Below are 26217 nucleotides of genomic sequence, written 5' to 3' on the forward strand. Positions count from 1 at the left end.
ACATCACACAATTAAAGGATATTACAATGGTCGATAAAAAAACGCATTTAGATAATCTTGCAACTTACATGCAATCAAATCCTGAAGAGTTATTAGAAAAAATTGCACAAGATTTTCAAGTCCCGTTAGCACAAGTAATTCAAGCCCTACCAGATGCTAAAATTGTTGATGGTAGCCACTTTGATACAATTTGGGCTGAGGTTGCCACATGGGGCGATGTGCTATTTTTAATCCATAATGGCGATATTATTGCTGAAATCTCCGGCGAATTACCACCGGGAACACACAGTCAAAAATATTTCAATTTACGTCACCAAAAAGGATTAAGTGGCCATATTAAAGCCGAACATTGTCAGCATATTGCTTTTATTGAACGCAGCTTTATGAAAATGTCTACCGCATCAATGATTTTCCTTAATCATTATGGACAAGCAATGTTTAAAATTTTTGTTGGTCGAGATGAAAAACATCAATTGAAAGCTGACCAATTAGAAAAATTCAGAGCTTTAGCTAAAAACATTAACTAATTATTAAAAATCACATGAAAACATTACTAATATTTGGCGTTAGCCCAAAGCATGGAACAGGTTATCAAGTTTCTCAATTAGTTAAACAACGCTATGACAAATGGCGTTGTATTGCTTTAGTGAGAGATGCGGCTTTTGCAGAGCAATTGTCTCAACAAGGAATCGAAACTTATGTTGGTGATGCAACCTATGTTGAACTGGTTAGCGACCTTTGTCAAAAAGCAGGTACCGATTCTACAATTGTCTCAACCTTAGGGGGTGAAACCGGTAATTATATTGCTCAGCGAGTCATTATTGATTGCGCTCAACAAGCAGGCATAAAACAGATGGTATTAGTCACTTCGCTTGGTTGTGGCGATTCATGGCCAACCTTATCTTTACGTGCAAAACAAGCATTTGGTAATGCCGTTCGGGAAAAATCACTAGCTGAAGTGTGGTTACAAACCAGTGCGCTTAATTTCTTAATTTTAAGACCAGGTGGACTCCGTGACGGTGAAATAACAGGGCAAGGGCAATGTTATTTCCAACAAGAAGTTCATGGATTTGTATACCGTCAAGAGCTAGCAAGAATAATTATTGATAAAATTGCTAATCAACAACTTGATAATTGCGCTTATAGTGTTGTAGATCCCTCTTTAACGGTTAGTTCTTAGTATTTATAAAAAGTCTGAAATATTACAAATGGAGTTCATCTGTGCGCAATTCTAGTCATCGATCAATGTTATGGGGATTATCTGCCATACTTTTGATTTTAATTATTTATTCTGCAAATTCAGGTGCATTAAAGTTACCTGTGTTTCAATTGGCTAGTCTGTCATTTGATGATCCATTATGGAATATTTGGTGTAATATTCGGCTACCAAGAATTATTTTAGCAGTAATTGTCGGCATGGCATTAGCAACGTCTGGTGCGGTCATGCAAGGGTTATTTAGAAACCCATTGGCTGATTCAGGTTTGTTAGGTATTAGTAGTGGTGCCAGCTTAATGGTTGGATTATCAATACTGTTTCCGACAATTTTTCCACCGATCATGATGCTATATGGCAAAATGGTTGCCGCATTTTTAGGTAGCCTATTTATTTGTCTTTTAATTTATCTTTATAGCCTACAAGAGCAATGTAACTTAGCCAAAATGGTGTTATTAGGCGTTGCCATTAATGCCATTATTGGCGCTGTAATGGGATGCTTAAGTTATATCAGTGACGAATCTCAATTGCGACAACTTTCATTATGGTCAATGGGGCATTTAGGTAAAGGTTCTTGGGATTTGGTATTAGTTGCCATGTCATTAATTGTTCCTGCGCTAATCTGTATTTTTAAGCTATCTCATCAACTCAATATATTGCAGCTGGGTGATGAAGATGCTCACTACTTAGGAATTAATGTCCAGCGTATAAAACGTTATTTACTATTGCTATGCGCAGTACTAATTGGTACGGCTGTTGCAGTCAGTGGCATTATTGCCTTTGTTGGATTAGTTGTGCCACACATGATCCGTTTGCGAATTGGCGCAAATCATCAATGGTTACTGCCCGGTTCAGCCTTGGGCGGTGCTTGTTTATTATTACTTGCCGATACGTTAGCAAGAACACTGGTTGCCCCAATTGAGATACCGGTTGGATTATTTACCAGTTTAATTGGTGGTCCTTATTTTCTTTGGCTTATCTTGAGGCATAAATAATCGATGAACTATGATATATTATGCGCTAAAAACCTAACATTTGGTTATGGCGAACGAATGATAATTAATGATGTGTCTTTAGATATCAAGGCAGGTGAAATTGTCATTATAATTGGCCCTAATGGCGCAGGAAAATCAACGTTATTACGTCTGTTAACCGGATATCAAAAGCCTTCATCTGGTCAATGCTATTTACAAAATAAACCATTATCACAATGGTCAACCAAAGCGTTAGCAAAAATAAGAACTGTCATGCTTCAACAAAGCCAATTAACCTTTCCATTTAAAGTAAGGGAGGTGATTGCAATGGGCAGAGCGCCATACGGAAAAGCCAATTTTAATGAAGCAATTGAAGATGCCATGCGCCAAACCGATTGCATATCATTAGCCGATCGGGATTATCGCGGTTTATCCGGCGGAGAACAACAACGGGTACAGCTAGCAAGAGTATTAGTACAGTTGTGGCAACCCGAACCTAGCGAAAAAATTCTCTTTTTAGATGAGCCGACTTCAGCATTGGATTTATATCATCAACAACACACGTTGCGCTTATTAAAACGGCTTGCTAAGGAACAAAAATTAGCAGTATGTTGTATTTTACATGATCTTAATTTAGCGGCTTTGTATGCGGATAAAATTATATTGCTCAATCAAGGTAAAATTGTAGAACAAGGCACACCGGCAGAAGTGCTAACAGAAAAAAATATTAATCATTGGTATGGGGTAGAATTAGGGATTTTTTCACATCCGAATAATTCTGCTGTACCACAAGTGTATTTAAACCCCTAATGAGATCAAAAATTATTGGCATTGATTGCTAGCTCCATTTTCGTTCAAAATCAGTATATAATAATAAAAACTTAAAAAATGGGGCTAATGATGACTAACGATAACGATGAAAGTTCAGTTTTAGTTTCAAAATTGCTAGCAGCGGAGCCTGTTTTTTGTTGTCAATTAGATGGAAAAGGTAAAGCTTTAGCGTTAACCGCAAACAGTAAAGCAACGACCCAACAGCCTTGCTGGATCCATTTAGATTTTGCTAAACCACAAACCATTAAATGGATAAACAGCACAAATTTAATTCCAAATATCGTCAAAAATGAATTAATCAAACCGAATCAAATCCCAAAAGAAATACGCTTTGATTCGGGTATTTTGGTGGTGTTAAAAGGGGTGAATTTTACCCCGAACGAATTACCTGATCCTATCGTAACTTTTCGCTTCTTTATTACTGATAACTTAATCATATCAACCAGACATCAGCAAATCGAAGCTATTTTCCAATTAAAAGATAATTTAGAGAAAGGTATCGGACCGGTTGATGTTGCAGACTGGTTAATACAGATTTCAGAACTAATTAGTGATCAAGTAAATTTATCATTCGACAGTGTCCATAATAAAATTATTAAACTTGAGGATTTAGTATTAAATCAGCGTATCTTTTCACATAAAGAAATTGGTCGGGTGCGAAAACAGTTAATTGTATTACGAAGATTGTTATCGCCCCAGCGAGACATTTTCGTTAAAATCTCAACCGAACGAATATCTTGGATCGATGATAATGATCGACAACGGTTGCATGATATCTCTAATCAACAAAGCCACTATGTCTCAGATATCGACAGCTGTTTATTGCGTTTAGCATCTATTATGGAACAAATTAATAGCTTTTTGGCTGAATCGACTAATAAACGCATCTATTTAATGTCGCTCTTTACCATTATTTTTACACCGATAACTTTTATCACAAGCCTGCTTGGGGTAAATTTGGCCGGTATTCCATTTAGTGAACACCAATGGTCATTTATAGGACTAATATTGCTCCTGTTAATCATTAGTATTGTATCGGCGATTTGGCTCAAATTTAAAAAATGGTGGTAATCATTGCTAATTTTCTTGAACCAAATTAGATTGTAATTTTATGAAGTTTTGAAAAATCCCTTTATAAAATTTTATTCACCAATAGGCATTAATTTTTAATTCAAACTAATTGGCAAGGAAGCCTTAAAAAACAGTAACATTGTTTAAATGAATATCGACATACTCACTCTTTTAGACAGTGACTGATTATTTTTATTTAAAGCCCAAAATAGAAACTCAAAAAAGTCTGATGTCATCGATTAAATCAATGATTAAAAATGATTATCAACAAATTATCGGGCTTGAATGGGCGAAAGAGTTATGTAACAATTCACCGTCTTAGGCAGAATTTGCAATATTGGGAAAGGATTGACTATTTTGAAGGATAATATTATTGCTACTGGTGCATTATTTTATTTCGCCTATAACCGTTGTATCGACCATAAAATTAACGCCATAAAGTTTCAAATACAATATAAACTTGCTTTAATTGATTTCACTCAGCGCATTATTTGGTCTGCTAGGTCAAATATCAGCTTGCCGGGATAGGTATTATCCGGTTTTTTATAGAACAAATAAGGTGATAGCTTTGCTAAATCCTAACGTGCTTAAATTGTCTAACATTAATGATTTATACTAATAATTATGCAATCAAATCAATCCTATCGTCTTTTTATTGCTGAAAAACCTAGTCTGGCAAGGGCTATTGCGGATGTATTGCCAAAACCTCATCAAAAAGGGAATGGCTTTATCAAAGCCGGCAATGGTGATATTGTCAGTTGGTGTATTGGGCATTTACTTGAACAAGCGACGCCAGAGGTTTATGACCAACGTTATAAAAAGTGGCAAGTTAATGATCTACCAATTGTCCCTGAAAAATGGATATTAATGCCAAAAAGCAACACAGCAAAACAGTTTAATATTTTAGTTGATCTGATCAAATCAGCCGATCAGATTGTTCACGCGGGTGACCCGGATAGAGAAGGGCAACTATTGGTGGATGAAGTACTAAATTACTGTAAGTTACCCGATACGAAACGTAAATCAATCCAGCGCTGTCTTATCAGTGATTTAAATGCTAGTGCGGTTGAAAAATCATTACAACAGTTACGAAGTAACCAAGAGTTTATTCCACTGTCCACTTCGGCCTTAGCGAGAGCGAGAGCCGATTGGCTTTATGGTATAAATATGAGCCGTGTTTGTACAATTGTAGGGCAAAAAAGTGGGTATCGAGGCGTATTATCAATTGGACGTGTTCAAACTCCTATTTTGGGTTTAGTTGTTCGGCGTGATATCGATATTGAACAATTTGTCCCAAAACCATTTTATGAAGTTTATGCTGTTTTAGAAACTGAGCATAATGAAAAGTTCAAGGCAAAGTGGCAACCTAGCGAAGCTTGTGCACCTTATCAAGATGAAGAAGGGCGAGTTCTGGTTAAAGCATTAGCAGAAAATGTCTGTCAAAGAATTATCAATCAAACAGGCACTGTTGAAAAAGTGAGTAACAAAAAGAAAGAGCTTGCACCACCTTTGCCATTTAACCTTTCTGCCTTACAGATCGAAATGGCGAAAAAAAATGGCTTAAGTGCGCAAGATGTGCTCGATATTTGCCAAGCGTTATATGAAAAACATAAATTAATCACCTATCCCAGATCGGATTGCCGGTTTTTACCGCAAGAACATATTGATCAAATTAATGGGGTAAAATCTGCGATTGAAAATAATTGTCCTGAGCTAAAAACGGCTATTGATAATGCTGATTTTACCTTACGTACTAAAACATGGAATGATAAAAAAGTTGAGGCGCACCATGCAATTATCCCTACCTTGCGCAAAGCAAGAATGGAAAACCTCACTGAAAATGAAAAGGCGGTTTATCAAGTTATCGCCACCCAATATCTGGCACAGTTTTATCCGGCTTATAAATATGCTGAATTACAAATTGATGTTGATATTGTCGGTGGAAAATTTATCTCCAAAACTAACCAAATGCTTGATGAAGGTTGGAAAGTCTTGTTTCGTAGCAAAAACTATCAAAGCGACAATGATAACCCAAATAATGAATCGAGCGGAGTGTTAACTAAACTGGTAAAAAAAGGCGAGTCAGTGCAGTGTGTTGATACCGAACTGTTAAGCAAAGAAACCCAACCACCAAAACCATTTACCGATGCTACCTTACTTTCTGCAATGACAGGGATTGCGCGCTTTGTTAAAGATCCCGAAATAAAGAAAATATTACGTGAAACAGACGGCTTAGGTACTGAAGCGACCAGAGCGGGAATAATTGAACTGCTATTTAAAAGGCAATTTTTAACCAGACAAGGTAAAACAATTCGATCAACACCTGTTGGCCGCAATCTTATTTTGTCATTGCCAGAGATGATGTCTATGCCGGATATGACTGCCCATTGGGAGATGCAACTTGATGAGATCAGCAAAAAAGAGTTCTCTTATCAACAGTTTATGCATCAACTCAATGTTTCACTTTTGTCACTGGTTGGGCAGTTGAAAAACTCAAGATTGAAAATTGGTAACTGATCCCCATATTAAAAAAGGATAACAAAGTAGCTTATCTTTAACTCCGTTATCCTTGTTTATTTAACTAGTTTTTGCATTAATCTTATTTTGCAAAAAATGATAAATTTATTGATTGTCTTGTTCTTGTTCTTGTTCTTGTTCTTGTTCGTGCTCTTGTTTTGGGTCTTGTTCTTGTTTATTGTCTTTTTCTTTGTTTTCTTCGCCTTTCACTTTTAACTTATCTAAATTTATTGTGACAGTTTGATTTGATTTTGGAAGCATTTCGGATAACACGTTATTGGCACGTGTTAAAAAAGAACGATCTTTAAGAATCAATCGATAGATATTAAGTCGTTTGAAAGGTCCGGATGCAAACTGTGCTAATATAATCATGATGATAAAGATAGCTAAAATAGCAATAATGACATTAACAATCTTATGTGAACCAAAGATAGTAAAAAGGTTAGAGATGATCACAAAAACACCAAAGAATGATGCAACTAGAATTAGGATTATCTCTTTTATCAACAATGGATTAATGGGATTAATTTTGTTGTTTTTAATGCTAAAGTATTGGGTTAGCAAATTGAGCTGAGTGAGTTCAATAATATTATTGATATCAGCATTGACTAGCGAGATAGCAATACGCTCTTTATTAATGTTACCCACATCAAAAAAACAGACTTTTTCCCAAAGTAGTTTCCTTTTAATATTATTTAAGTAATCTTTTTGATATTTGGGTTGTGGGGCTTTTTCTAAAATATCTGTGTACTTAATAAGGTTATCAAAGTAGTTGATCGTACGGCGTTTACTAAAAATAAAAGCGATTAGCGAAAGTACAAAAATGATAAATAAGTTGAACCAATTATCTGTAAGTAATTCGTTTAGTTCCATTGTTAATTCCCAAATAAATCGTTATATGACAATTGTAACTGAAATAAAGTAAAACTTGTAATGATTCTGTCATGAAAGCTTGTATTATCTAACTATAAGTGCTGTTTTTAAGCAAATGCTTCTACATTTTTATTTAATCGGTTGACTTCTTACGTTCAAAGGCGTATAACTTGCACGCCTTCGAGCTTTTCTTACTTTTTTAACGATGACGGTGGTTAAAAATGAGGGTTAAGAAAAGTTGAAATCCAAGGCGTAGAGTTCAATTTACAGGAGAAATATGGACACTCATTCGGGTCACCCCATTTGCGGGGGCGATAAATTCAATCAAATCATTGTCGGTTAATGAACCTGTCTAAATAATCATTTTTTCAGTTCACAAGCCGAGATTGATAAAAACGGTAACGGTGAACGATATGCAATTTTGTACACGCTATCACACAAACTCAAAACTTAAATGCGCACAAACTTTAATGCTGTGTATTTTACATCTATCACAAAAACAATTAGAACCGCCGAGTTGTATCTAATTCTTAATTAATTATTTCATTAAATTAATTGTATGTGCAGCAATAGCGTACATCGCTAGTTTTGCTTTGCATTTAATTTAGATTAATTACCCATTTCGATTACTCATTGTTGTCACCTCAACGATGAGCAGGATTTTTTTATCTAAAAATAAGATTAGATATAGGTACGCAAGATGATTAAAAACACATCAAAAGTTAAAGCAGAAAACAATTTAGGGGTTAAAGCACTCGATGAAGCTCAAAATAGCTTAGAAACTATTTTAGCTAAATTTCAGTCAAGCCTGTCCGGATTGACGCAAGAAAATGCTCAAGCTCGCATTGAAACATATGGCAAAAATGAAGTTGCCAGAGAAAAAGTCCCAAGTGCTTTTATGCAGTTACTTATGGCATTTAATAATCCCTTTATATTTGTTTTACTCGTATTAGCTATCGTAAGCTTTGTGACGGATTATTGGTTACCACTACAAAAAGGTGAAGAAACCGATGTTACAGGTATTTTTATTATTTTAATAATGGTTACCCTTAGTGGATTATTAAGATTTTGGCAGGAGTTCAGATCAAACAAAGCGGCTGAAGCATTGAAATCTATGATTCGTACAACGGCAACTGTGTTAAGACGACCGCATAAAGATATGAACCCTGAACGCTATGAATTACCACTTAATGAGATAGTACCGGGTGATATTGTCTATTTATCTGCCGGAGATATGATACCGGCTGATATTCGATTAATCGAGTCACGCGATCTATTTGTTAGCCAAGCAGTATTAACAGGTGAATCTATACCCGTTGAAAAATATGACACATTGGGAGCGGTGACACAAAAAACATCTGATGAAGTTAATTCATCTGAAATATCAAAAGATAATATACTTGATGTCAATAATGTCTGTTTTATGGGCACAAATGTGGTGAGTGGTACAGCAACCGCTATTGTTGTGGCGACCGGCTCTGATACCCATTTTGGATCATTAGCTAAATCGATTGTTGGCTCTCGCGCTGAGACTTCCTTCGATCGAGGGGTAAATAGTGTAAGTTGGTTACTTATCCGTTTTATGCTTGTTATGGTACCGATTGTGCTTTTAATTAATGGATTTACCAAAGGTGACTGGGGCGAAGCTGCGCTATTTGCACTTGCTGTTGCGGTTGGTTTAACACCTGAAATGTTACCAATGATTGTCAGCGCCAACCTAGCCAAAGGTGCAGTTGGAATGGCAAAACGTAAAGTCGTTGTTAAACGTTTAAATGCGATACAAAACTTTGGCGCCATGGACATTTTATGTACTGATAAAACCGGTACATTAACACAAGATAAAATTATCTTGGAACATCATCTGGATATTAACGGACAATTAGATCCAAGCGTATTAGAGCTTGCATGGTTAAATAGCTATTATCAAAGCGGCATGAAAAACTTAATGGATAAAGCTATCATCCGTTTTGCTGACGAAAAGACCAACGTTAAAAAAGTAGGCGTTGGACTATACAAAAAAATCGACGAGTTACCGTTTGACTTTGTTCGACGTCGCTTGTCTGTCGTTGTACAAAATGGCGGGGACAACCATTTAATGATCTGTAAAGGCGCCGTTGAAGAGATGCTTTCAATATCCAGTTACGTTTACGAAAATGGTCAATATCTACCATTAAACGAAGAACGTAAACAAGCGTTAATTGAACTTGCGCATAATTACAATCGAGATGGTTTTAGAGTGTTAGCCGTTGGTGTGAAAGATATCGCAGGTCATGATGCTAAAGACCAATACAGTGTTCAAGATGAAAAAGCGTTAGCAATTCGTGGTTTCCTTACTTTCCTCGATCCACCGAAAGAGAGTGCTTACGAGGCTATATCTGCATTAAATGAACATGGTGTTGGGGTAAAAGTGTTAACAGGTGATAATGAAATTATCACAATTAAAGTATGCCGTGAAGTAGGACTTGAACCTGGTGTACCACTGTTAGGCGCTGAAATTGAGAAAATGGATGATGCTCAACTTAAAGAGCAAATTGAACAGCGCACGATTTTTGCTAAATTAACACCGTTACAAAAATCACGCATTATACGTTTATTACAAGAAAATGGTCATACAGTAGGCTTTTTAGGCGACGGTATTAATGATGCACCGGCATTAAGAGATGCTGACGTGGGAATATCGGTCGATACCGCAACCGATATCGCCAAAGAGTCGGCCGATATTATCCTGCTGGAAAAAAGCTTAATGGTTTTAGAACAAGGCGTAGTTTGTGGTCGTGAAACCTTTGGTAATATCATGAAGTACTTAAATATGACGGCAAGTTCTAACTTTGGAAATATTTTCTCAGTGTTAGTTGCCAGTGCTTTTTTACCATTTTTACCAATGCTGGCAATTCATCTATTAATTCAAAATCTATTGTATGATATTTCACAACTATCATTACCATGGGACAAAATGGATGATGAGTTTTTACAAAAACCACGTAAATGGGATGCACAAAATATCAAAAGATTTATGATTTGGATTGGTCCAACATCCTCTATTTTTGATATTACTACTTATGCGTTAATGTGGTTTGTATTTGGTGCAAATAGTGTTGAAGCACAATCGCTATTCCATTCCGGGTGGTTTATCGAAGGTTTATTGTCACAAACATTAGTTGTACATATGTTACGGACGCAAAAAATTCCATTTATTCAAAGTACCGCTGCTTTCCCGGTCATTGTGATGACAATGCTAATTATGGCAGTAGGGATCTATATTCCGTTCTCACCAATGGGAAGCCTAATTGGTCTTGAACCGTTGCCATGGTCCTATTTCCCATGGTTGGTCGCCACTTTACTCAGTTATTGTGTTGTGGCTCAATTGATGAAACGAATTTATATTAAACGTTTCGGACAATGGTTCTAAATACTGTGAAACATTAGGTAAGTGACATGGTTGCTTACCTAAATAAACTTAAACATATCAAAAAACGAGGTTTTATGTTAAAGTTATCTTAACTTACAAAAAGATAATTTTTGATTATGACCCGACAAGTTTTAAGCACAAATCAAAACTCATTGCTTTGTAGCTTATTATTTTCATCTATAACAATAACGATAAAAGGAATCAAAAATGAAAACACCACATAAAAATTTAATCGTGCTCATTAAAAATCGCAAACAAAGAAAAGCGCAAGAGAAACGTATTAAATAATCAGTTAAAATTTATATTTTATTATATTAATGATTAAAAAACCCCTGATGTGGGTTTTTTTAAATATCAACAAAGTCAATTAAACATAAACCAGTTTTCACTCTATTTAATGCACGAATAAACTTTACTATAATGGTGGGTGCATTATTACAATAAACAAACCTTCTATGATGAGGCTTTTTTCAGTATTTCATAGAGCTGATCTTTCAATTTAAGCTTAAGCTTTTTTAGCGTCTCAATCGATTCAGATGTATCAACAGCAATGCCAGATTCAATATTTTTAATTTTTTGATCCAGTTCATTATGTTCAGCAAACAGTTTTTGAAAACGTAAATCGGTATTTTTTAATTTAGAAATTAAATCGCGGTATTCAGGAAACATAGCTACTCCTTAATCAGGTGAGTGAAAATAATAACATTAGCAGTTATTACTGTTTCAGCTTACAATATTCTCAATTGTTTTAATAGCAATTTTTATGAGGATTTAACCCATGAGTGAATCAATTGTTATTGCCAAAAGTAATGGCAAAGATCTTTATATTCTTGCTTCATTAGCTAACCGTCATGGTTTAATTACCGGTGCAACTGGTACAGGTAAAACGGTGACTTTGCAAAAAATGGCTGAGAGTTTTTCACAAATTGGCGTTCCTGTTTTTTTAGCTGATGTAAAAGGCGATCTAACCGGCATTGGCTTAAAAGGTGAATTAACGGAAAAATTGCAATCTCGGTTAGAAAACATTGGCGTTAAAGATTGGTCTCCAGTTGTATCGCCTATTGCATTATGGGATGTTTTTGGTGAAAAAGGGATACCTGTTCGTAGTACGGTGTCTGATATTGGCCCGGTATTACTGGCTCGATTATTAAATCTTAATGATATACAATCCGGCGTTTTACAACTGGTATTTAAAATTGCTGACGATAATGGCTTATTATTGATCGATTTTAAAGATCTGCGCACACTCGTTCAATTTGTCGGCGATAATGCTAAAAAATTCATAACTCAATACGGTAATATCTCCTCATCATCAATTGGTGCTATCCAACGGGGCTTATTGACCCTTGAACAAGAGGGCGCAGAATATTTCTTAGGCGAACCTATGTTAGATATCGCCGATCTGCTGCAAGTAGATGCACAAGGTCATGGTGTTATCAATATACTGGCAGCTGACAAGTTATATAATTCACCAAAATTATATTCGGTGTTCTTACTATGGTTACTTTCCGAACTGTTTGAACATCTGCCAGAAGTGGGCGATTTGGATAAACCGAAATTGGTATTCTTTTTTGATGAAGCCCACCTGCTATTTAATGATATTTCACCGGCTTTATTAGAAAAAATTGAACAAGTTGTTCGTTTAATTCGTTCAAAAGGCGTTGGCGTCTATTTTGCTACCCAAAATCCGACCGATATCCCCGATACTGTACTTGGGCAGTTAGGCAATCGAGTACAACACGCCTTACGTGCCTTCACCCCTAAAGATCAAAAAATAGTTAAAGTTGCAGCGCAAACTATGCGGGCTAATCCAAATTTCGATACCGAAAAAGCCATAATGGACTTAGGTGTAGGTGAAGCTTTAATCTCGTTTCTCGATGAAAAAGGGCGCCCCAATATGGTTGAACGTGGATTTATTATTGCCCCTGGCTCAAAAATGGGACCAATGCCTTTAGATGACCAATTATCTATTATTCATCAATCGCCATTTTATAATAAATATTCGCAAACGATTGATCGTCAATCCGCTTACGAAAAAATTAGGGATGGATTTAACGTTAACGGAGTTGCTAACGCGAATACTAATGAGCCAAATACCAATGCTGATGAGGCTAACACCGATCAACAGAACAATCATGGTGGTGTGGTCGATTTTCTTCGTTCGCTATTTTTTGGTTGGAATGGCCCAAAAGGTGGGCAACATGACGGCGTTGTTCAACAAGTAGCCAAAAGCGCAACCAGACAGATAATAAATAATGTTGGTCGGCAAATTAGTCGTGGTATATTAGGCGGCATAAAAAAATAAATATAATTAAATAATAATAAAAATTATTTACAAAATAGGAGTTTGTAGATGTTTAAAATGTTTATGCAATGGTATAAAAAACGATTTAGCGATCCCCATGTTGTATCGTTAATGTTTGTTATCCTGATTTTATTTTTTATAATCTACTTCTTTCATAAAATTCTTTTGCCCGTTCTAATTGCTATCGTGTTGTCATATCTACTTGATAGACCGGTCAATTATTTACATAAAAAGAATATACCACGCACGTTTGCAGTCATCATTGTTTTATTAGTATTTGTGATGCTGGTGTTAGCTGGATTTATGATTTTAGTTCCCTTAATTTGGCAACAAAGTATCAGCTTAATCACCAATATCCCTAACATGCTTAATTTTGTTAATAACTTACTGACCTCGCTACCGGAACACTATCCGGAACTGATTGATGTAGGATTGTTTGATTCAATTATTCAAGGTATCACCAGTAAATTTGTCCAAACCGGTAATTCGCTTTTACAATTTTCAATTGTTTCTTTGTTTAGCTTAGTTTCAGTCGCGATTAATGCTGTTTTAATCCCAATTATTATGTTTTTCTTACTGAAAGATAAAACTAAAATTTGGGGTTACTGCTCAGTGATATTGCCCAAAAATAGAACAGTTTTAAATAAAGTTGCTTCTGAAATGGATATGCAAATATCAAATTATATAGTCGGTAATGTTTTACATATCCTTATTTTAACCATTAGCGTTTATATTCCGTTTTGGTATTTTGGGCTGGATTATGGCTTGTTATTGGCTGTAGGCGTTGGTTTATCAGTTTTAATCCCTTATATTGGAATTATTATTTCCAGTATTCCGGTCGTTTTAATCGCCTTGTTCCAATGGGGGCTGACTGCTCAATTTGGCTATTTAATGTTCTTCTATGTGCTTATTCAAGCATTAGACGGTAATTTATTAGTGCCTTATCTCTTCTCGGAAAAACTTAACTTGCACCCATTAGTGATCATTTTAGCGGTAATTATTTTTGGTGGTTTGTGGGGATTTTGGGGGGTCTTTTTTGCAATACCGTTAGCGACATTAGTAAAAGCCATTATTAATGCTTGGCCAAATCCTGAAGAAATCCATAAGATTAATCAAAAAATAAAAGCAGATTAGTGGGCTAATCTGCTTTATCATTCGTGATGCAATAAGATGCTATTTTGCGTGCGATTTAAGATAATCTAACACAACGGTATGATGATCAGCGGTTTTAAAATTGTCGAAGACTTTTTCTATTTTACCGTCTTTACCAATTAAAAAACTGATTCGATGAATACCGTCATAGGTTTTCCCCATGAATTCCTTTTCCCCCCAAGTACCAAATGCTTGACAGACTTCATGATTTTCATCTGAAAGAAGGGTAAAGTTTAATAACTCTTTATCTGCAAAACGTGACAACTTTTCCGGTTTATCGGTACTAATGCCAATAACAACGACATCATATTTTTTCAATTCATCAGAACTGTCACGTAAATTACAAGCCTGAATAGTACAACCAGGCGTCATAGCTTTGGGATAAAAATAGATTAAAATACGTTGACCTTTAAAATCTTTAGAACTTATTAGCTCCCCATCTTGATCTGGTAAAGAAAATTGAGGTGCTTTTTCACCTTCTTTTAGTGGATTAACCATAAATTATTACCTATGTTAATAGTTTAAAATTTTAATCTCTATTTGGTATTAAAAACTCTGTGTCATTAATTCATTTAATATTACTAAAAAAACGACTTGCCGCATCAATGGTGTGATTAATTTCTCTATCTGTATGCATAAGTGACATGAAACCTGCTTCAAATGCTGAAGGAGCAAAATAAACACCCTCAGATAGCATATGATGATAGAATTTTTTGAATATTTCAACATTACATTGCATAACATCTTGATAACAGGTTACTTCTAAAGCAGTTGTAAAGAATAAGCCAAACATACCGCCCACATGATTGGTTACTAATGGTATATTATGTTTCCGGGCGACATCTGACAGCCCGTTAACCAGTGATGCTGTTTTATCCGCTAATTGTTGATAAATCCCCACATCGTTCAATTTGTTTAAAGTTGCATATCCCGCAGCCATTGCTACCGGATTGCCGGAAAGGGTGCCGGCTTGATAGATTGGACCTGTCGGCGCTAATTGTTGCATTATTTCCGCTCGACCACCAAATGCGCCAACTGGCATTCCTCCACCAATAATTTTGCCTAAACAGGTTAAATCCGGGGTGATATCGTAATACTCTTGCGCTCCGCCTAATGCAACTCTAAATCCTGTCATCACTTCATCAATAATTAACAAAGCGCCATATTTATCACATAACGATCGCAAACCATGTAAAAATTCTTTTTTGGCCGGTACGCAGTTCATATTACCGGCTACTGGCTCAATAATGATGGCTGCAATATCATCCGGATATTGTTCAAATTGGCGCTCGACGGAGGCTAAGTCATTATAATCACAAACTAAAGTATGTTTAACAAAATCATGCGGAACACCTGGCGATGTTGGATGACCAAAGGTAAGGGCGCCGGAACCGGCTTTAACTAATAAATAATCCGCATGACCATGATAGCAGCCTTCAAATTTGATAATTTTATCTCGACCGGTAAAACCACGAGCAACGCGAATTGCGCTCATGGTGGCTTCTGTACCGGAGTTGACCATACGTAACATCTCAATTGACGGCATTAACTGGGTGACAAGATCAGCAACCTTTGTTTCAATTTCCGTGGGGGCGCCATAGCTCAGACCTTGATGAACAGCCTTAATAACTGCGTTAGCCACATCCGGATCATTGTGACCTAAAATCATTGGACCCCAAGAGCCGACATAATCAATATAGGCTTTTTCATCGACATCATAAATATAAGCACCGTTAGCCCGCTCAATAAATATTGGCGTACCACCAACACCGTTAAAAGCCCGAACTGGCGAATTTACACCGCCCGGCATAAAGGATAATGCTTGATGATAAAGCTTTTCAGATTTTAAAGTATTTTGCATGATATTGGCATTCTCTAAAGAAAAGGTTGATGTATTTATTCATAAAATTGAATTTAATTCAAGCAAGCTTTAATAAATTTATCTGATAGAAGTTTTCATTTTGTATTTTCATTTGCCAACAGTATATAATATGACAGTATAACTATTAGGAGAATCAAATGAGCGATGCTTTACCGATTAACTTTACTGATGCTGCTGCAAATAAAGTTAAATCACTAGTCACAGAAGAAGAAAACCCTAATCTAAAATTACGTGTCTACATCACTGGCGGTGGTTGTAGTGGGTTTCAGTATGGCTTTACTTTTGATGAAAAAGTAAACGAAGATGATCTGTCAATCGAAAAAAATGGCGTTTCACTAGTTATTGACCCAATGAGTTTACAATACTTAGTTGGTGGAACGATTGATTATGTTGAAGGTCTACAAGGATCGCGTTTTGTTGTTGATAATCCCAATGCAACAACAACTTGTGGCTGTGGATCATCTTTTAGCGTGTAGTATTCTTTTTCTCTTCTTATCTTACTAAAGGCTCAGAAACCATGTGTTTCTGTAGCTGATTTATCCATATTAATTAAGTTAACGCTGAAAGATTATTATTGATTTAAATTAATCTATTAGGTTTATTCATTTGTATCTTTAAATAGGTTGATCTTATCCGATTGAAATTAATCAAGCTGTGACATACTCAAATTGAATGATTGTTTTGTGCATAGATTTGAAAAGATCAGATCTTCGAATGCATGCTTTATCATGTTATCTTTTGTTCACTACCTGCTATTAAATAGATTAACCAATGGCAACAACAAATAGTTGCTGCTTAACGTCATCAATAAATTAATTATGGCAACTAAACGTTTAATTGGCTTGATAATAAGATCTAAAACATAAAGCTGAGAGGCAAAGGGGGGGAAATGCATAACGATCGGTTGGTACAAACGCATGCTTATTTAAAACAGAAGATTTTGCAACTACTACCGCAACAAGCTCGACTCTCCACAGATATTCCGGGATTAATGATATCTCGTTATGACCATGACAGACCACCTGAAAGCTGTTTTTATCATCCAATGATTGCCATGGTCGTGCAGGGGCATAAGCGGTCTATGATAGGAAATCAAACATTCAATTATGGTCAAGGCCAATGTATGGTTGTTGGGGTCGATCTGCCGGGAGTATTTCATATTTCGGGCGCTACGCCAAAAGATCCTTTTATTTCAATATCAATAAAACTTGATAAGCACATCATCAGTCAATTACTTAGCGAAATGGCAATAAAACCTGACTTAGCGACAAATAAACCCACATCAGCGGTGGTCGTCTCTACAGCAACACATCAAATTATTGATACGTTTTTGCGCCTAATTGAGTTGCTCGAACAGCCCCAAAGTATAGGCTTTATTGCGCCACTGCTTATCAAAGAACTTCATTATTATTTGCTTAACAGTCCATTGGGTCAAAGTCTACGATTTTCCAATCTAAAAGGGGCAAACCTTAAGCAGATAGCCAAAGCGATTAACTGGCTACGCAATAACTACACTCAGCCACTTGATGTTGATACCTTATTAAAGTTAGTGAATATGTCGAGCTCAACCTTTCATCGCCATTTTCGTCAAGTCACAACTCTAAGTCCCTTACAATTTCAAAAACAGTTACGTTTATATGAAGCTGAACGCCTTATGCTTCAAGAAGGCAAAGATGTGAAATCGGTCGCCTTTCAAGTCGGCTACGAAAGCCAGTCACAGTTTAGTCGAGAATACAAACGCCAGTTTGGGGCTTCGCCGAATAATGATATGCTCAAAAAACGATATTAAATCAAAACAAGGTCGAATAGAGGCCAAATCAGACAAACATTGAGCAGTTAATCAATTATTTTCATTTTTTTATTGACGTTGAAATTTAGATAGGTAAAATGCACAGCATTCAAAGCGAATTACCTTACGTAACCAGTTTTGAGCCCGGGTGGTGAAATCGGTAGACACAAGGGATTTAAAATCCCTCGGCCTTTTTGGCCGTGCGAGTTCAAGTCTCGCCCCGGGCACCATTATTAATCATCTCTTATGCGGGAATAGCTCAGTTGGTAGAGCGCAACCTTGCCAAGGTTGAGGTCGCGAGTTCGAACCTCGTTTCCCGCTCCAATTAACAAGCCTTACTTAATCTCCTAAACGTTAACCGAGCTAACTGCCAGTTGTACTAGTTTTCTCAAAACATTCGAGAAAATCCAAATTTATGCACGACAAAAAACACCGATTACTGATCTGGATCACAAATAATTAGTGTTTATAAAATAATCTACTTGAATTTTCAATAATTCTAATAAACAATAAATGCTTTACGCAAAACTTAAGTTTTAATTCGCTTGAAAGGATAAGATTTTGGAAAAAAAATTATTATTAGCATTAGTGATTAATGTGCTGGCTTTGACTGGTTGTGATGAAGGTGATAATAATGATGTTTCGGAAAAATCTAATGTGTCAACTTCAATTAATTCTTATGATATCAATTTATCTGATGATTCTTTTGATGATAATGCAGTCGTAAACACCGAACCAAATGTCGTAAATACTAAACAAAGCGACGCAAATATTAAACAAGACGTTGAAAATACTAAACAACAGGACAACATTACTAATATTGTTAAACTTGATACTCAAAAGATTGTGGAGCCAGCTCAAACAACGGCAACAGCAACAGCTAATTTAACTGAAGAACAAAAAGCGTATCAAATAACTCAGAAAGTATCTAACTATATCGATGCGACAAACCAGCACAGTAGACGCCTAAGTGCTGGTTTATCGGTTTGGTCTGATAGGGTAGAGAAAATAAAGCAGGGGATTGAAAATAAGAACTATCGCGTTATTGAATCCTCACTGCTTTTAAACTCCAGAGGTTACGAAAGGTTACGCCAAAGCTTGATTGCCACTTTAACTAAAAATCCGATTCCGATTGAACCGGTAGATACTCATGCTCGTAATCTAATCGCAACGCTAGATGAGCTTTTACCGATTTGGGCTGAACTGGAAAAATATAACTCCACCAGACGTTTTGAAGATGATAATGGGGCAAAAGGAAAAGAGTTAATGGCGACTTTTACGCCAGATTATTTAAAAGCAAACCAACTTTATAATCAATTTTCTGCCTCTGTCCAACAGTTGGCATATGAGCAAAGTAAATTAAGTCTAGAGTTATTTAAAAAGCAGGGTCGAACCTTAGAACTTTATGCTGAAGAGTGTTTAAATTATGGCGAACAAATTTTAGCGCAATTTGACTATCTTGAAGATTTTCAGGATAAAGAAAAAATCACTAAAGCCAATGAATATTTAGCGCTGTTAGAGGACAGACTCGACAAGCTACAAAATGAGCTACAAATTGCTGAAAAAAACGGTAGAAATATTGTAGGATTTAGCTCGATGATAAGATATTTAGAAGATTTTATTGGTGATTATCGCGCTATCAGAAATAATCCGCGTGCGGTAACAACGTATATGGTCGAACATTATAATCAAGCAGTCGAATGTTATAACGACCGTATCAATCAACCTTAATTAGTTTTCAAACAGTACCTTTAAGGTGTGTTGTTTACCATGAGTTAGGTTAAATACCTGAAATAAATTGCTATTTTTTACCGTAACACTTAGTTCGAGATCCATTAGCTAGTAAATTAAATGATTTGCTAAACAAGCAGTGAAACTTGAAATTCGTTTAGATGTTAAATAAAAATACAGGAATTGATTGAGGTATTTGGCTTTATTAGGCTGCAAGTATTATTAAAATATCTGGTTTATTGCTTGCTAAGCCTTTGTTTTGACAGAAGCTTAAAGTACTTTAGAAACACCGATAAAATTTACTGATAGTTAGCTAATTGCGCATGGTTTCGTGGAAGCTTATGTCAAAGTAAACTTCCACGAAAGGCGAGATTTAAAAATCTGTTTTAGCAATCCTGTTTCTAAAATACACTGTTATGATTGACCGATTTAATTTTTTCGACATGCGATTCAATCACATCCCAATGTTCCGCAATTTTATTATTTTCAACACGGTAAATATCACAAACTTTACTAATCGAGCCATCGGGCATGGTGGTTTTATAAAAAACATAAACCATATCGGCTTCACAACTTATATTAATCACGTCAAATTTCGGTTTACTTTTAATATAAGACTTAAAAAATTCAGTAAAACCGTCTAAACCATTTTTAACTTGAGGATTGTGTTGAATATAGTTTTCAGCGACGTAATGTTTAATTTTCTCTACATCGCCATTGATAAATACATCTTTAAAGAAGTTTTCAACTAATTGCTTGTTTTTCATAATCTGTACCCCTTATTAAAATCATACAAAGAATATTAAAAAACGATTAATTAAATGTGTCAAAAAAGATTAAAATTCAATAAGACAGATGTTGATAGGATAATTATTAATACACCCTTGCGGGTATGTAGTAGCTGATTTACTACCATAAGGATAAAGCTATTATGCCTGTTTCTAATCGTAATAGCTAGTTTTTACCCCGTTATGACCGCTCGCTATATTTTTAACGTTGATTTCGACAAAAAACTTGTGACAGGAATTATTTAACCATTAAAGCGATAAATTGATGATTTTTAACCGTCGATAAAATCATTTTACTTATCTAATTAAAATCCCAACTGACCTGCATTTATCATCAATATAATCAATATCAATTGTAAGTAGGATATTTTAAAATATCCAAATTCGTGTAAAATAAAGAAGTTTTCTGTTCTAACTGATCTTACAGCGCTTAAAATCGTCAGCAAAAATAGTTTGATTTTATCGTGACTAAATATATTCCAATTTGCACATATTTTTATTGTTCCATATATCAGTACATATCTTTCTAAAAACATATTTATCGGGAATGAATAATAAAATCTTAGCTTGGAGGTAGGACATGTATTTATTATCAATGGCGCCAAAATTTTTGTTAGCTTTAATAATATTACTTATCTATGTCAAATTATCCGGAAAAAGCCAAATAGCGCCAATGTCTCAGTTAGATCAGGTCGGTAGCATGGTTATCGGTGCGTTAGTCGGGGGAGCGTTATTAAGTCCAACAGTTTCTGCATGGGAATCGGCAGGATTAGTTGCCATATGGGCGGGATTATTAATATTGATTCGCTTTATTAAATCAAAAAATTCCCGTTTGCGTGATGCCATTGACGGTGAGCCAATTCAATTGGTGAAAAACGGCAATCTATTGAGTGATAACTTTATAAAAGCTAATTTACCGGTCAGAGACTTTGAGACATTAGTCAATATTCAAGGTATCTCCTCTTTTGATCAGCTAAAACAAGTTTGGTATGAATTAAATGGCTCATTAACCATTATCAAGAAAGGTGAAAAAGATATAGCGGTATTGATTATCGAAAATGGTGGAATCAGTCATGATAATCTGGAACAGCTAAAAAAATCTGAAGATTGGGTGAAAAGTGAAATCAAAAAACAGGGTTATGATAAGATTGAAGACATCTTTTGTGCAGAATGGTTTGATAACAAATTTCTGATTTATCCATACGATTCAGTGCGTAATGGCGAGGCGAATAAATAACATCACTGGTACAATAAGATGAAGTAGCAAGGTGATTTGGATTGTTAACCACCTTGCTATCCATTGATACTAACGCAATTGGCTATCTTTACTGCCACGTCGATTATATAATGTAGCGGTTTTGCTAATTTGTTTATCGATTTCTTGCTGACAAGATAAGCAATATTGAACACCCGGTAGCGCTTGTTTGCGAGCTTCGGGAATAGGCTCACCACATTCAATACAAAAATCGGCACTCTTTGTATTTTGGTTTAAATGACGTCTAACATTTTCGATAGCATCAGCAATGGTACCTTCAATTTGTTGATTTACAGCATCATCAGATGCCCAACCACTAGCCATATTCAAATCCTCCCGTGTAGGAATATTGAATATCAATATGGTGATAATTTATACAATTTCAAGTGGGGATTATTGCTTAAAAGAAAAGTTAGAATGATAAAAGTAGTCTGATAACGTTAATTTCAAAAGGTATGGGTTATTTTATCGGAGGTCTTTATGCAAAAATATGAAAAAGCAACATTTGCCGGCGGCTGTTTTTGGTGTATGGTTAAGCCGTTTGACAAATATGAGGGGGTAATAAGTGTTGTCTCTGGTTATACCGGCGGGCATGTGCCTAATCCGACTTATGAGCAAGTTTGTCAAGGAACAACCGGCCATACTGAAGCGGTAGAAATCACATTTGATCCGAACAAAATCACCTATCAAGCCTTGCTTGATATATTTTGGCAACAAATTGACCCAACCGATGCCAATGGGCAGTTTGCTGATCGGGGGGATTCTTATCGCCCGGTTATCTTTTATCATACACCTTCACAACATAAACTGGCTTTAGAGTCTAAACAAAAATTAATTGCCAGCAAACGTTTTTCCCAACCAATCAATGTCGCAATCGAACCGGCTGTTGCATTCTATCCGGCAGAAGAATATCATCAAGATTACTATAAAAAGCGACCGGAACATTATAATCGTTATTACCAGTTATCGGGTCGAGCACCCTTTATCTCGAAAAATTGGGCTGATAAAAATAAATGAGAGTGAAAAAAACAATGCAGAAATATCCACAATATAGCAGTAAACAAAAAACGATCCATTGGTTATCAGCGTTACTGGTGGTCATTGTCGTTGCGTTATTAATCTTCAAAGTGACATTGTCACCTATTTTAGGTGGCATGGCTAATATCTATTTATGGCATAAATCGCTAGGAGTAGTGGTTTTCCTATTTACCGTATGGCGTGTGATTGTCATTAGTAAAGACGGCGTGCCGGATGTCTTACCTAAAAATAAGAAATTACAACGCATTTTAGCCAAATCAACTCAAGGATTTCTTTATATTCTATTATTTATATTACCCTTATCCGGGTATCTTATGAGTAGCCGTGCTTTGAATGTGTTTGGCCTCATCTCCATACCGGCTATACCTATGCCCAATGGGTTATATGGATTTTTTCACTCTGTTCATATAGTGGGATCGTATTTGTTAGCCATATTAGTGATGTTACACATTGCCGGGGCTTTATATCACTATTTTTGGGTTAAAGATAAAGCTTTGCAATCGATGTTATAGGGCGATTAACGATCCTAAGTTAATTCATATTAATTAAGTTGCGTAAGATAGGTGGGTTATGAATAAATTATTGAAAGAAAAAGCCGTTTCAGCGCTAAGTCCTATGCAATATCATGTCACTCAACAAAATGGGACAGAGCCGCCATTTGAAAACGAGTTTAATGACAATCATCAAGAAGGGCTTTACGTTGATGTGGTATCGGGTGAACCACTGTTTACCTCGACAGATAAATTTGATTCTGGCTGTGGTTGGCCAAGTTTTGCTAAGCCAATCAACAATGACAGTATCATCGAAAAAGAGGATAACAGCTACGGTATGCGCCGCATAGAGGTGAGATCACAGCAAGCCGATTCGCATCTGGGGCATGTCTTTAACGACGGTCCGAAAACGTTAGGTGGTTTACGCTATTGCATTAACTCTGCTGCGTTGCGGTTTATTCCGAAAGATGAGTTAGAAGCAAAAGGTTATGGCGAATATCTGCATCTATTTAAATAGCTAGCCAACCCGCCTCCTATCATGCTCTCATTGGGTGATAGGAGGGGGAAATACCAAAATTAGCGTAATAAGCAAACTAACCTTAAATTCTTCCAATAGTAAAATTTAACTTAGTTTTTGCGCTTAAATAAGATGTAACTGATTATCAGGAAGATCAAACTGGTTAGAAGCGAGCCAACCACCGGATAGACGCCCCAAACAATACTAATTTGCGCAAAAAGATTGTCGGCAATATAGAACAAGAATCCAAAACTAATCCCAATAATCACCCTAATCCCCATAGATACACTACGTAAAGGACCAAATATAAACGATAAAGCCAACAGCATCATAACGGCTACAGAAACGGGTTTAATCATCTTTTTCCAAAACAGCAGATCATAATATTTGGTGTCTTGACCGGAGCTTTTTAAATATTGGGAATATTGATAAAGACCGGAAGCCGACAAAGAATCGGGATCGAAAGCCACAATGCTCAATTTATCGGGCGTAATATTGGTTTTCCACTCCATAGAGAGCATATTGACATTGGTGATCTGATTTGGATTAGTTAAATCATTCTTTTCAAGTTGATTTAACGTCCAAACACCGTCTTTAAACACACCGCTAACCGCATGGGTTATCGAGAGCAACTTATTGTTACCCACTGAATAAATATCAATATTGGCTATCGAACTGTCATTATTAACATGACCGATATACACATAATCATTACCATCTTTAGCCCATAAACTGCCTTGTTCAGCCATTAACGAATTGCCATAAAGCTTTTCTGAACGCATATTGCGTGCGGTTTGTTCGCTAATGGGTGCGACCCATTCACCGATAGCCATGGTTAAAATAACTAAGGGTAGTGCGGTTTTCATTACCGCCAAAGCAATTTTAAAACGACTAAATCCCGATGTTTCCATAACGATAAGTTCGCTACGGGACGCCAAAATACCTAAGCCGATTAACGCGCCTAACAGTGCCGCCATAGGGAAAAATATTTCCAAATCTTTAGGCACCATTAACAATGTATACATACCGACAGAAAAAGCATCATAATCAACTTTAATTTTTCTAAGCTGATCGATAAAACGGATAATGCCCGATAGGCTGATTAATAAAAACAGGCAAAGTCCGATTGTACTTATTATAGTTTTACCAATATAGCGATCTAAAATCGAAAACATCCCTTTTCTCCTTTACGATGCAATATATTTTAAACGAAGTTTACGCATAAATAAGTTATCCCAACAATTCAAAATTAAGGCAATAACCAGATAGCCTAAATTGATAACATAAAACCAAAATGCCGGATCGAGCCGTTCTTTGCCGGCGTTCGCTTTAAATGAACTGGCTAAAAGAAAATAGATTAAATAGAGCAACAATGCCGGCAATATTTGCGCCAATCGCCCTTGCCGTGGACTTGAGACACTTAACGGAATCACCATAAAGGCCATAAGCGGTACAGAAATAATAAGGGTTAATCGCCAATAAAACTCAGCGTTAGCTTTCGCGGTATTGCTGTGATACAGTTCAGTCATACTCAACTGTTGCACGTCGATCTTTTCATCCTCATTATTCATATCTAACTCTTTAGGTTTGATGATGCCTAAATAGTTATGGAAGTTTGAAATACGAAAATCTTTTAATTGAGCGGTGCCTTCATAGCGATTAGCATCTTGCAGGGTAATAATTTGATTGCCTTGCTCATCTTGCCCGGTTTTACCTTTATTGGCAATAATAATTGACGGACGTTGATTGTTTTTAGGATTAATTTGCGCAATAAAGACATTGTCTAAATTATTATTGTTCACATTACCAATATAGATAACCGAATTACCGTCCGGGGTTTGCTGGAATTGACCGGCTAACAAACCGGCTAAACTAGGATTAATTTTCGCATTTTCAACTAACTGATCTTGCTTTGAACTCGACCAAGGACCAAAGCACAGACTATTGAGGGCAGTTAAGCCACACGTTAAAATGCAAAGAAAGAACACAACTTGATAGTTGATCGATTTTTTTACGCCACAAGCGTGCATTGCAACCATTTCACTATCTGCATATAATCGGCCGAAAGTCACAAGCACACCGAGAAACAGGCTAAGCGGTAAAATAAGATCAGCCATATTGGAAATGCCTAACACTAATAAAGGCATGATTAAATCACGTGGAATGTTTCCATCAATGGCGCTGGATAAAATTCTGATTAATTTTTGAGAAAAAAAGATCAGCAATAATATAAATAGTATTGCACCTTGCGTTTTCAATGTTTCTCTTACTAAATATCGACGAATAATCACATTTTACCTATCTACTAGTTCAACCAAATTTGGCTATTATAATCTGATTTGCAAGGTTTCGTTATCTTTTTGTTGCTATCGCTTTATGAA

24 protein-coding genes and 2 tRNA genes are annotated in these 26217 nt (G+C 36.1%); 18 read left to right on the plus strand and 8 right to left on the minus strand.

The genetic code is table 11. The features are described from left to right. Positions 1-26: 26 nt before the first annotated feature. From hutX to GYM74_RS05315, 6 genes are all read left to right on the plus strand, one after another. Positions 27-527, plus strand: a complete 501-nt coding sequence (gene hutX, locus GYM74_RS05290; RefSeq protein WP_220219443.1) for a heme utilization cystosolic carrier protein HutX — start codon at positions 27-29, stop codon at positions 525-527. Between the two features lie 14 nt (positions 528-541). After that, complete coding sequence (locus GYM74_RS05295; RefSeq protein WP_220219444.1) at positions 542-1180, plus strand: NAD(P)H-binding protein; 639 nt, start codon at positions 542-544, stop codon at positions 1178-1180. A gap of 65 nt (positions 1181-1245) precedes the next feature. Continuing rightward, positions 1246-2208 carry an iron ABC transporter permease gene (locus tag GYM74_RS05300; protein ID WP_220219631.1) on the plus strand — a complete coding sequence of 321 codons (963 nt, stop codon included), beginning with the start codon at positions 1246-1248 and terminating at the stop codon, positions 2206-2208. Positions 2209-2211: 3 nt separating this feature from the next. Then, positions 2212-2997 carry a heme ABC transporter ATP-binding protein gene (locus GYM74_RS05305; RefSeq protein WP_220219445.1) on the plus strand — a complete coding sequence of 262 codons (786 nt, stop codon included), beginning with the start codon at positions 2212-2214 and terminating at the stop codon, positions 2995-2997. 87 nt (positions 2998-3084) lie between these two features. After that, positions 3085-4089, plus strand: coding sequence for a zinc transporter ZntB (gene zntB / locus GYM74_RS05310; RefSeq protein WP_220219446.1), 1005 nt, complete (start codon positions 3085-3087; stop codon positions 4087-4089). Between the two features lie 624 nt (positions 4090-4713). Beyond that, positions 4714-6606: a DNA topoisomerase III gene (locus GYM74_RS05315; protein WP_220219447.1), complete on the plus strand. Its 1893-nt coding sequence runs from the start codon at positions 4714-4716 to the stop codon at positions 6604-6606. A 105-nt stretch (positions 6607-6711) separates the two neighbouring features. Here GYM74_RS05315 and GYM74_RS05320 read toward each other — a convergent pair whose 3' ends face one another. Beyond that, positions 6712-7479, minus strand: coding sequence for a hypothetical protein (locus tag GYM74_RS05320; RefSeq protein WP_220219448.1), 768 nt, complete (start codon positions 7477-7479; stop codon positions 6712-6714). A gap of 700 nt (positions 7480-8179) precedes the next feature. Here GYM74_RS05320 and mgtA point away from each other — a divergent pair. Next, positions 8180-10888, plus strand: a complete 2709-nt coding sequence (gene mgtA, locus GYM74_RS05325) for a magnesium-translocating P-type ATPase (RefSeq protein WP_220219449.1) — start codon at positions 8180-8182, stop codon at positions 10886-10888. A gap of 453 nt (positions 10889-11341) precedes the next feature. Here the strand turns inward: mgtA and GYM74_RS05330 are convergent, their stop codons facing one another. Beyond that, on the minus strand, positions 11342-11557 hold the full coding sequence (locus GYM74_RS05330; RefSeq protein WP_220219450.1) for a YdcH family protein: 216 nt from the start codon (positions 11555-11557) through the stop codon (positions 11342-11344). Between the two features lie 109 nt (positions 11558-11666). Here GYM74_RS05330 and GYM74_RS05335 point away from each other — a divergent pair, with 109 nt between their 5' ends. Both GYM74_RS05335 and GYM74_RS05340 read left to right on the plus strand, forming a co-directional pair. Next, a complete protein-coding gene (locus tag GYM74_RS05335; protein ID WP_220219451.1) occupies positions 11667-13193 on the plus strand; it encodes a helicase HerA-like C-terminal domain-containing protein in 1527 nt (508 codons plus the stop codon). Positions 13194-13241: 48 nt separating this feature from the next. Continuing rightward, positions 13242-14327: an AI-2E family transporter gene (locus tag GYM74_RS05340; protein WP_220219452.1), complete on the plus strand. Its 1086-nt coding sequence runs from the start codon at positions 13242-13244 to the stop codon at positions 14325-14327. Positions 14328-14366: 39 nt separating this feature from the next. Here the strand turns inward: GYM74_RS05340 and bcp are convergent, their stop codons facing one another. Together bcp and hemL are read right to left on the minus strand one after the other, a co-directional pair. Beyond that, entirely contained in the window at positions 14367-14843 is a 477-nt protein-coding gene (gene bcp / locus GYM74_RS05345; protein ID WP_220219453.1) for a thioredoxin-dependent thiol peroxidase, read from the minus strand. A 70-nt stretch (positions 14844-14913) separates the two neighbouring features. Next, positions 14914-16206: a glutamate-1-semialdehyde 2,1-aminomutase gene (hemL, locus tag GYM74_RS05350; RefSeq protein WP_220219454.1), complete on the minus strand. Its 1293-nt coding sequence runs from the start codon at positions 16204-16206 to the stop codon at positions 14914-14916. A gap of 158 nt (positions 16207-16364) precedes the next feature. Between hemL and erpA the strand changes: the two genes are divergently transcribed. From erpA to GYM74_RS05375, 5 genes are all read left to right on the plus strand, one after another. Continuing rightward, a complete protein-coding gene (gene erpA, locus GYM74_RS05355) occupies positions 16365-16703 on the plus strand; it encodes an iron-sulfur cluster insertion protein ErpA (protein WP_220219455.1) in 339 nt (112 codons plus the stop codon). 413 nt (positions 16704-17116) lie between these two features. Then, positions 17117-18016, plus strand: coding sequence for an AraC family transcriptional regulator (locus tag GYM74_RS05360; protein WP_220219456.1), 900 nt, complete (start codon positions 17117-17119; stop codon positions 18014-18016). Between the two features lie 142 nt (positions 18017-18158). After that, positions 18159-18246: transfer RNA gene (locus tag GYM74_RS05365), tRNA-Leu, on the plus strand. Between the two features lie 18 nt (positions 18247-18264). Next, positions 18265-18340, plus strand: a tRNA-Gly gene (locus GYM74_RS05370). Positions 18341-18577: 237 nt separating this feature from the next. Then, positions 18578-19747, plus strand: a complete 1170-nt coding sequence (locus GYM74_RS05375; RefSeq protein WP_220219457.1) for a DUF3829 domain-containing protein — start codon at positions 18578-18580, stop codon at positions 19745-19747. 401 nt (positions 19748-20148) lie between these two features. Here the strand turns inward: GYM74_RS05375 and GYM74_RS05380 are convergent, their stop codons facing one another. After that, complete coding sequence (locus GYM74_RS05380; protein WP_220219458.1) at positions 20149-20514, minus strand: ester cyclase; 366 nt, start codon at positions 20512-20514, stop codon at positions 20149-20151. A 601-nt stretch (positions 20515-21115) separates the two neighbouring features. Here GYM74_RS05380 and GYM74_RS05385 point away from each other — a divergent pair. Next, positions 21116-21772, plus strand: a complete 657-nt coding sequence (locus GYM74_RS05385) for a DUF421 domain-containing protein (RefSeq protein ID WP_220219459.1) — start codon at positions 21116-21118, stop codon at positions 21770-21772. 69 nt (positions 21773-21841) lie between these two features. Here GYM74_RS05385 and GYM74_RS05390 read toward each other — a convergent pair whose 3' ends face one another. After that, positions 21842-22114: a DksA/TraR family C4-type zinc finger protein gene (locus tag GYM74_RS05390; protein WP_220219460.1), complete on the minus strand. Its 273-nt coding sequence runs from the start codon at positions 22112-22114 to the stop codon at positions 21842-21844. 156 nt (positions 22115-22270) lie between these two features. Here GYM74_RS05390 and msrA point away from each other — a divergent pair, with 156 nt between their 5' ends. From msrA to msrB, 3 genes are read left to right on the plus strand one after another with little or no spacing between them, the layout of a single operon-like run. Further along, positions 22271-22807, plus strand: coding sequence for a peptide-methionine (S)-S-oxide reductase MsrA (msrA, locus tag GYM74_RS05395; RefSeq protein ID WP_220219461.1), 537 nt, complete (start codon positions 22271-22273; stop codon positions 22805-22807). A gap of 14 nt (positions 22808-22821) precedes the next feature. Beyond that, entirely contained in the window at positions 22822-23340 is a 519-nt protein-coding gene (locus GYM74_RS05400) for a cytochrome b (protein ID WP_220219462.1), read from the plus strand. A 58-nt stretch (positions 23341-23398) separates the two neighbouring features. Further along, positions 23399-23836, plus strand: a complete 438-nt coding sequence (msrB, locus tag GYM74_RS05405; RefSeq protein WP_220219463.1) for a peptide-methionine (R)-S-oxide reductase MsrB — start codon at positions 23399-23401, stop codon at positions 23834-23836. 110 nt (positions 23837-23946) lie between these two features. Here the strand turns inward: msrB and lptG are convergent, their stop codons facing one another. Both lptG and lptF read right to left on the minus strand, forming a co-directional pair. Next, positions 23947-25011 (minus strand): LPS export ABC transporter permease LptG, encoded by a 1065-nt coding sequence (lptG, locus tag GYM74_RS05410; RefSeq protein ID WP_220219464.1) that lies wholly within the window; start codon positions 25009-25011, stop codon positions 23947-23949. Between the two features lie 12 nt (positions 25012-25023). After that, positions 25024-26127 carry an LPS export ABC transporter permease LptF gene (lptF, locus tag GYM74_RS05415; RefSeq protein WP_220219465.1) on the minus strand — a complete coding sequence of 368 codons (1104 nt, stop codon included), beginning with the start codon at positions 26125-26127 and terminating at the stop codon, positions 25024-25026. Positions 26128-26217: the final 90 nt, after the last annotated feature.

The organism is Gilliamella sp. ESL0405 (assembly GCF_019469205.1).
Lineage (GTDB): Bacteria > Pseudomonadota > Gammaproteobacteria > Enterobacterales > Orbaceae > Gilliamella.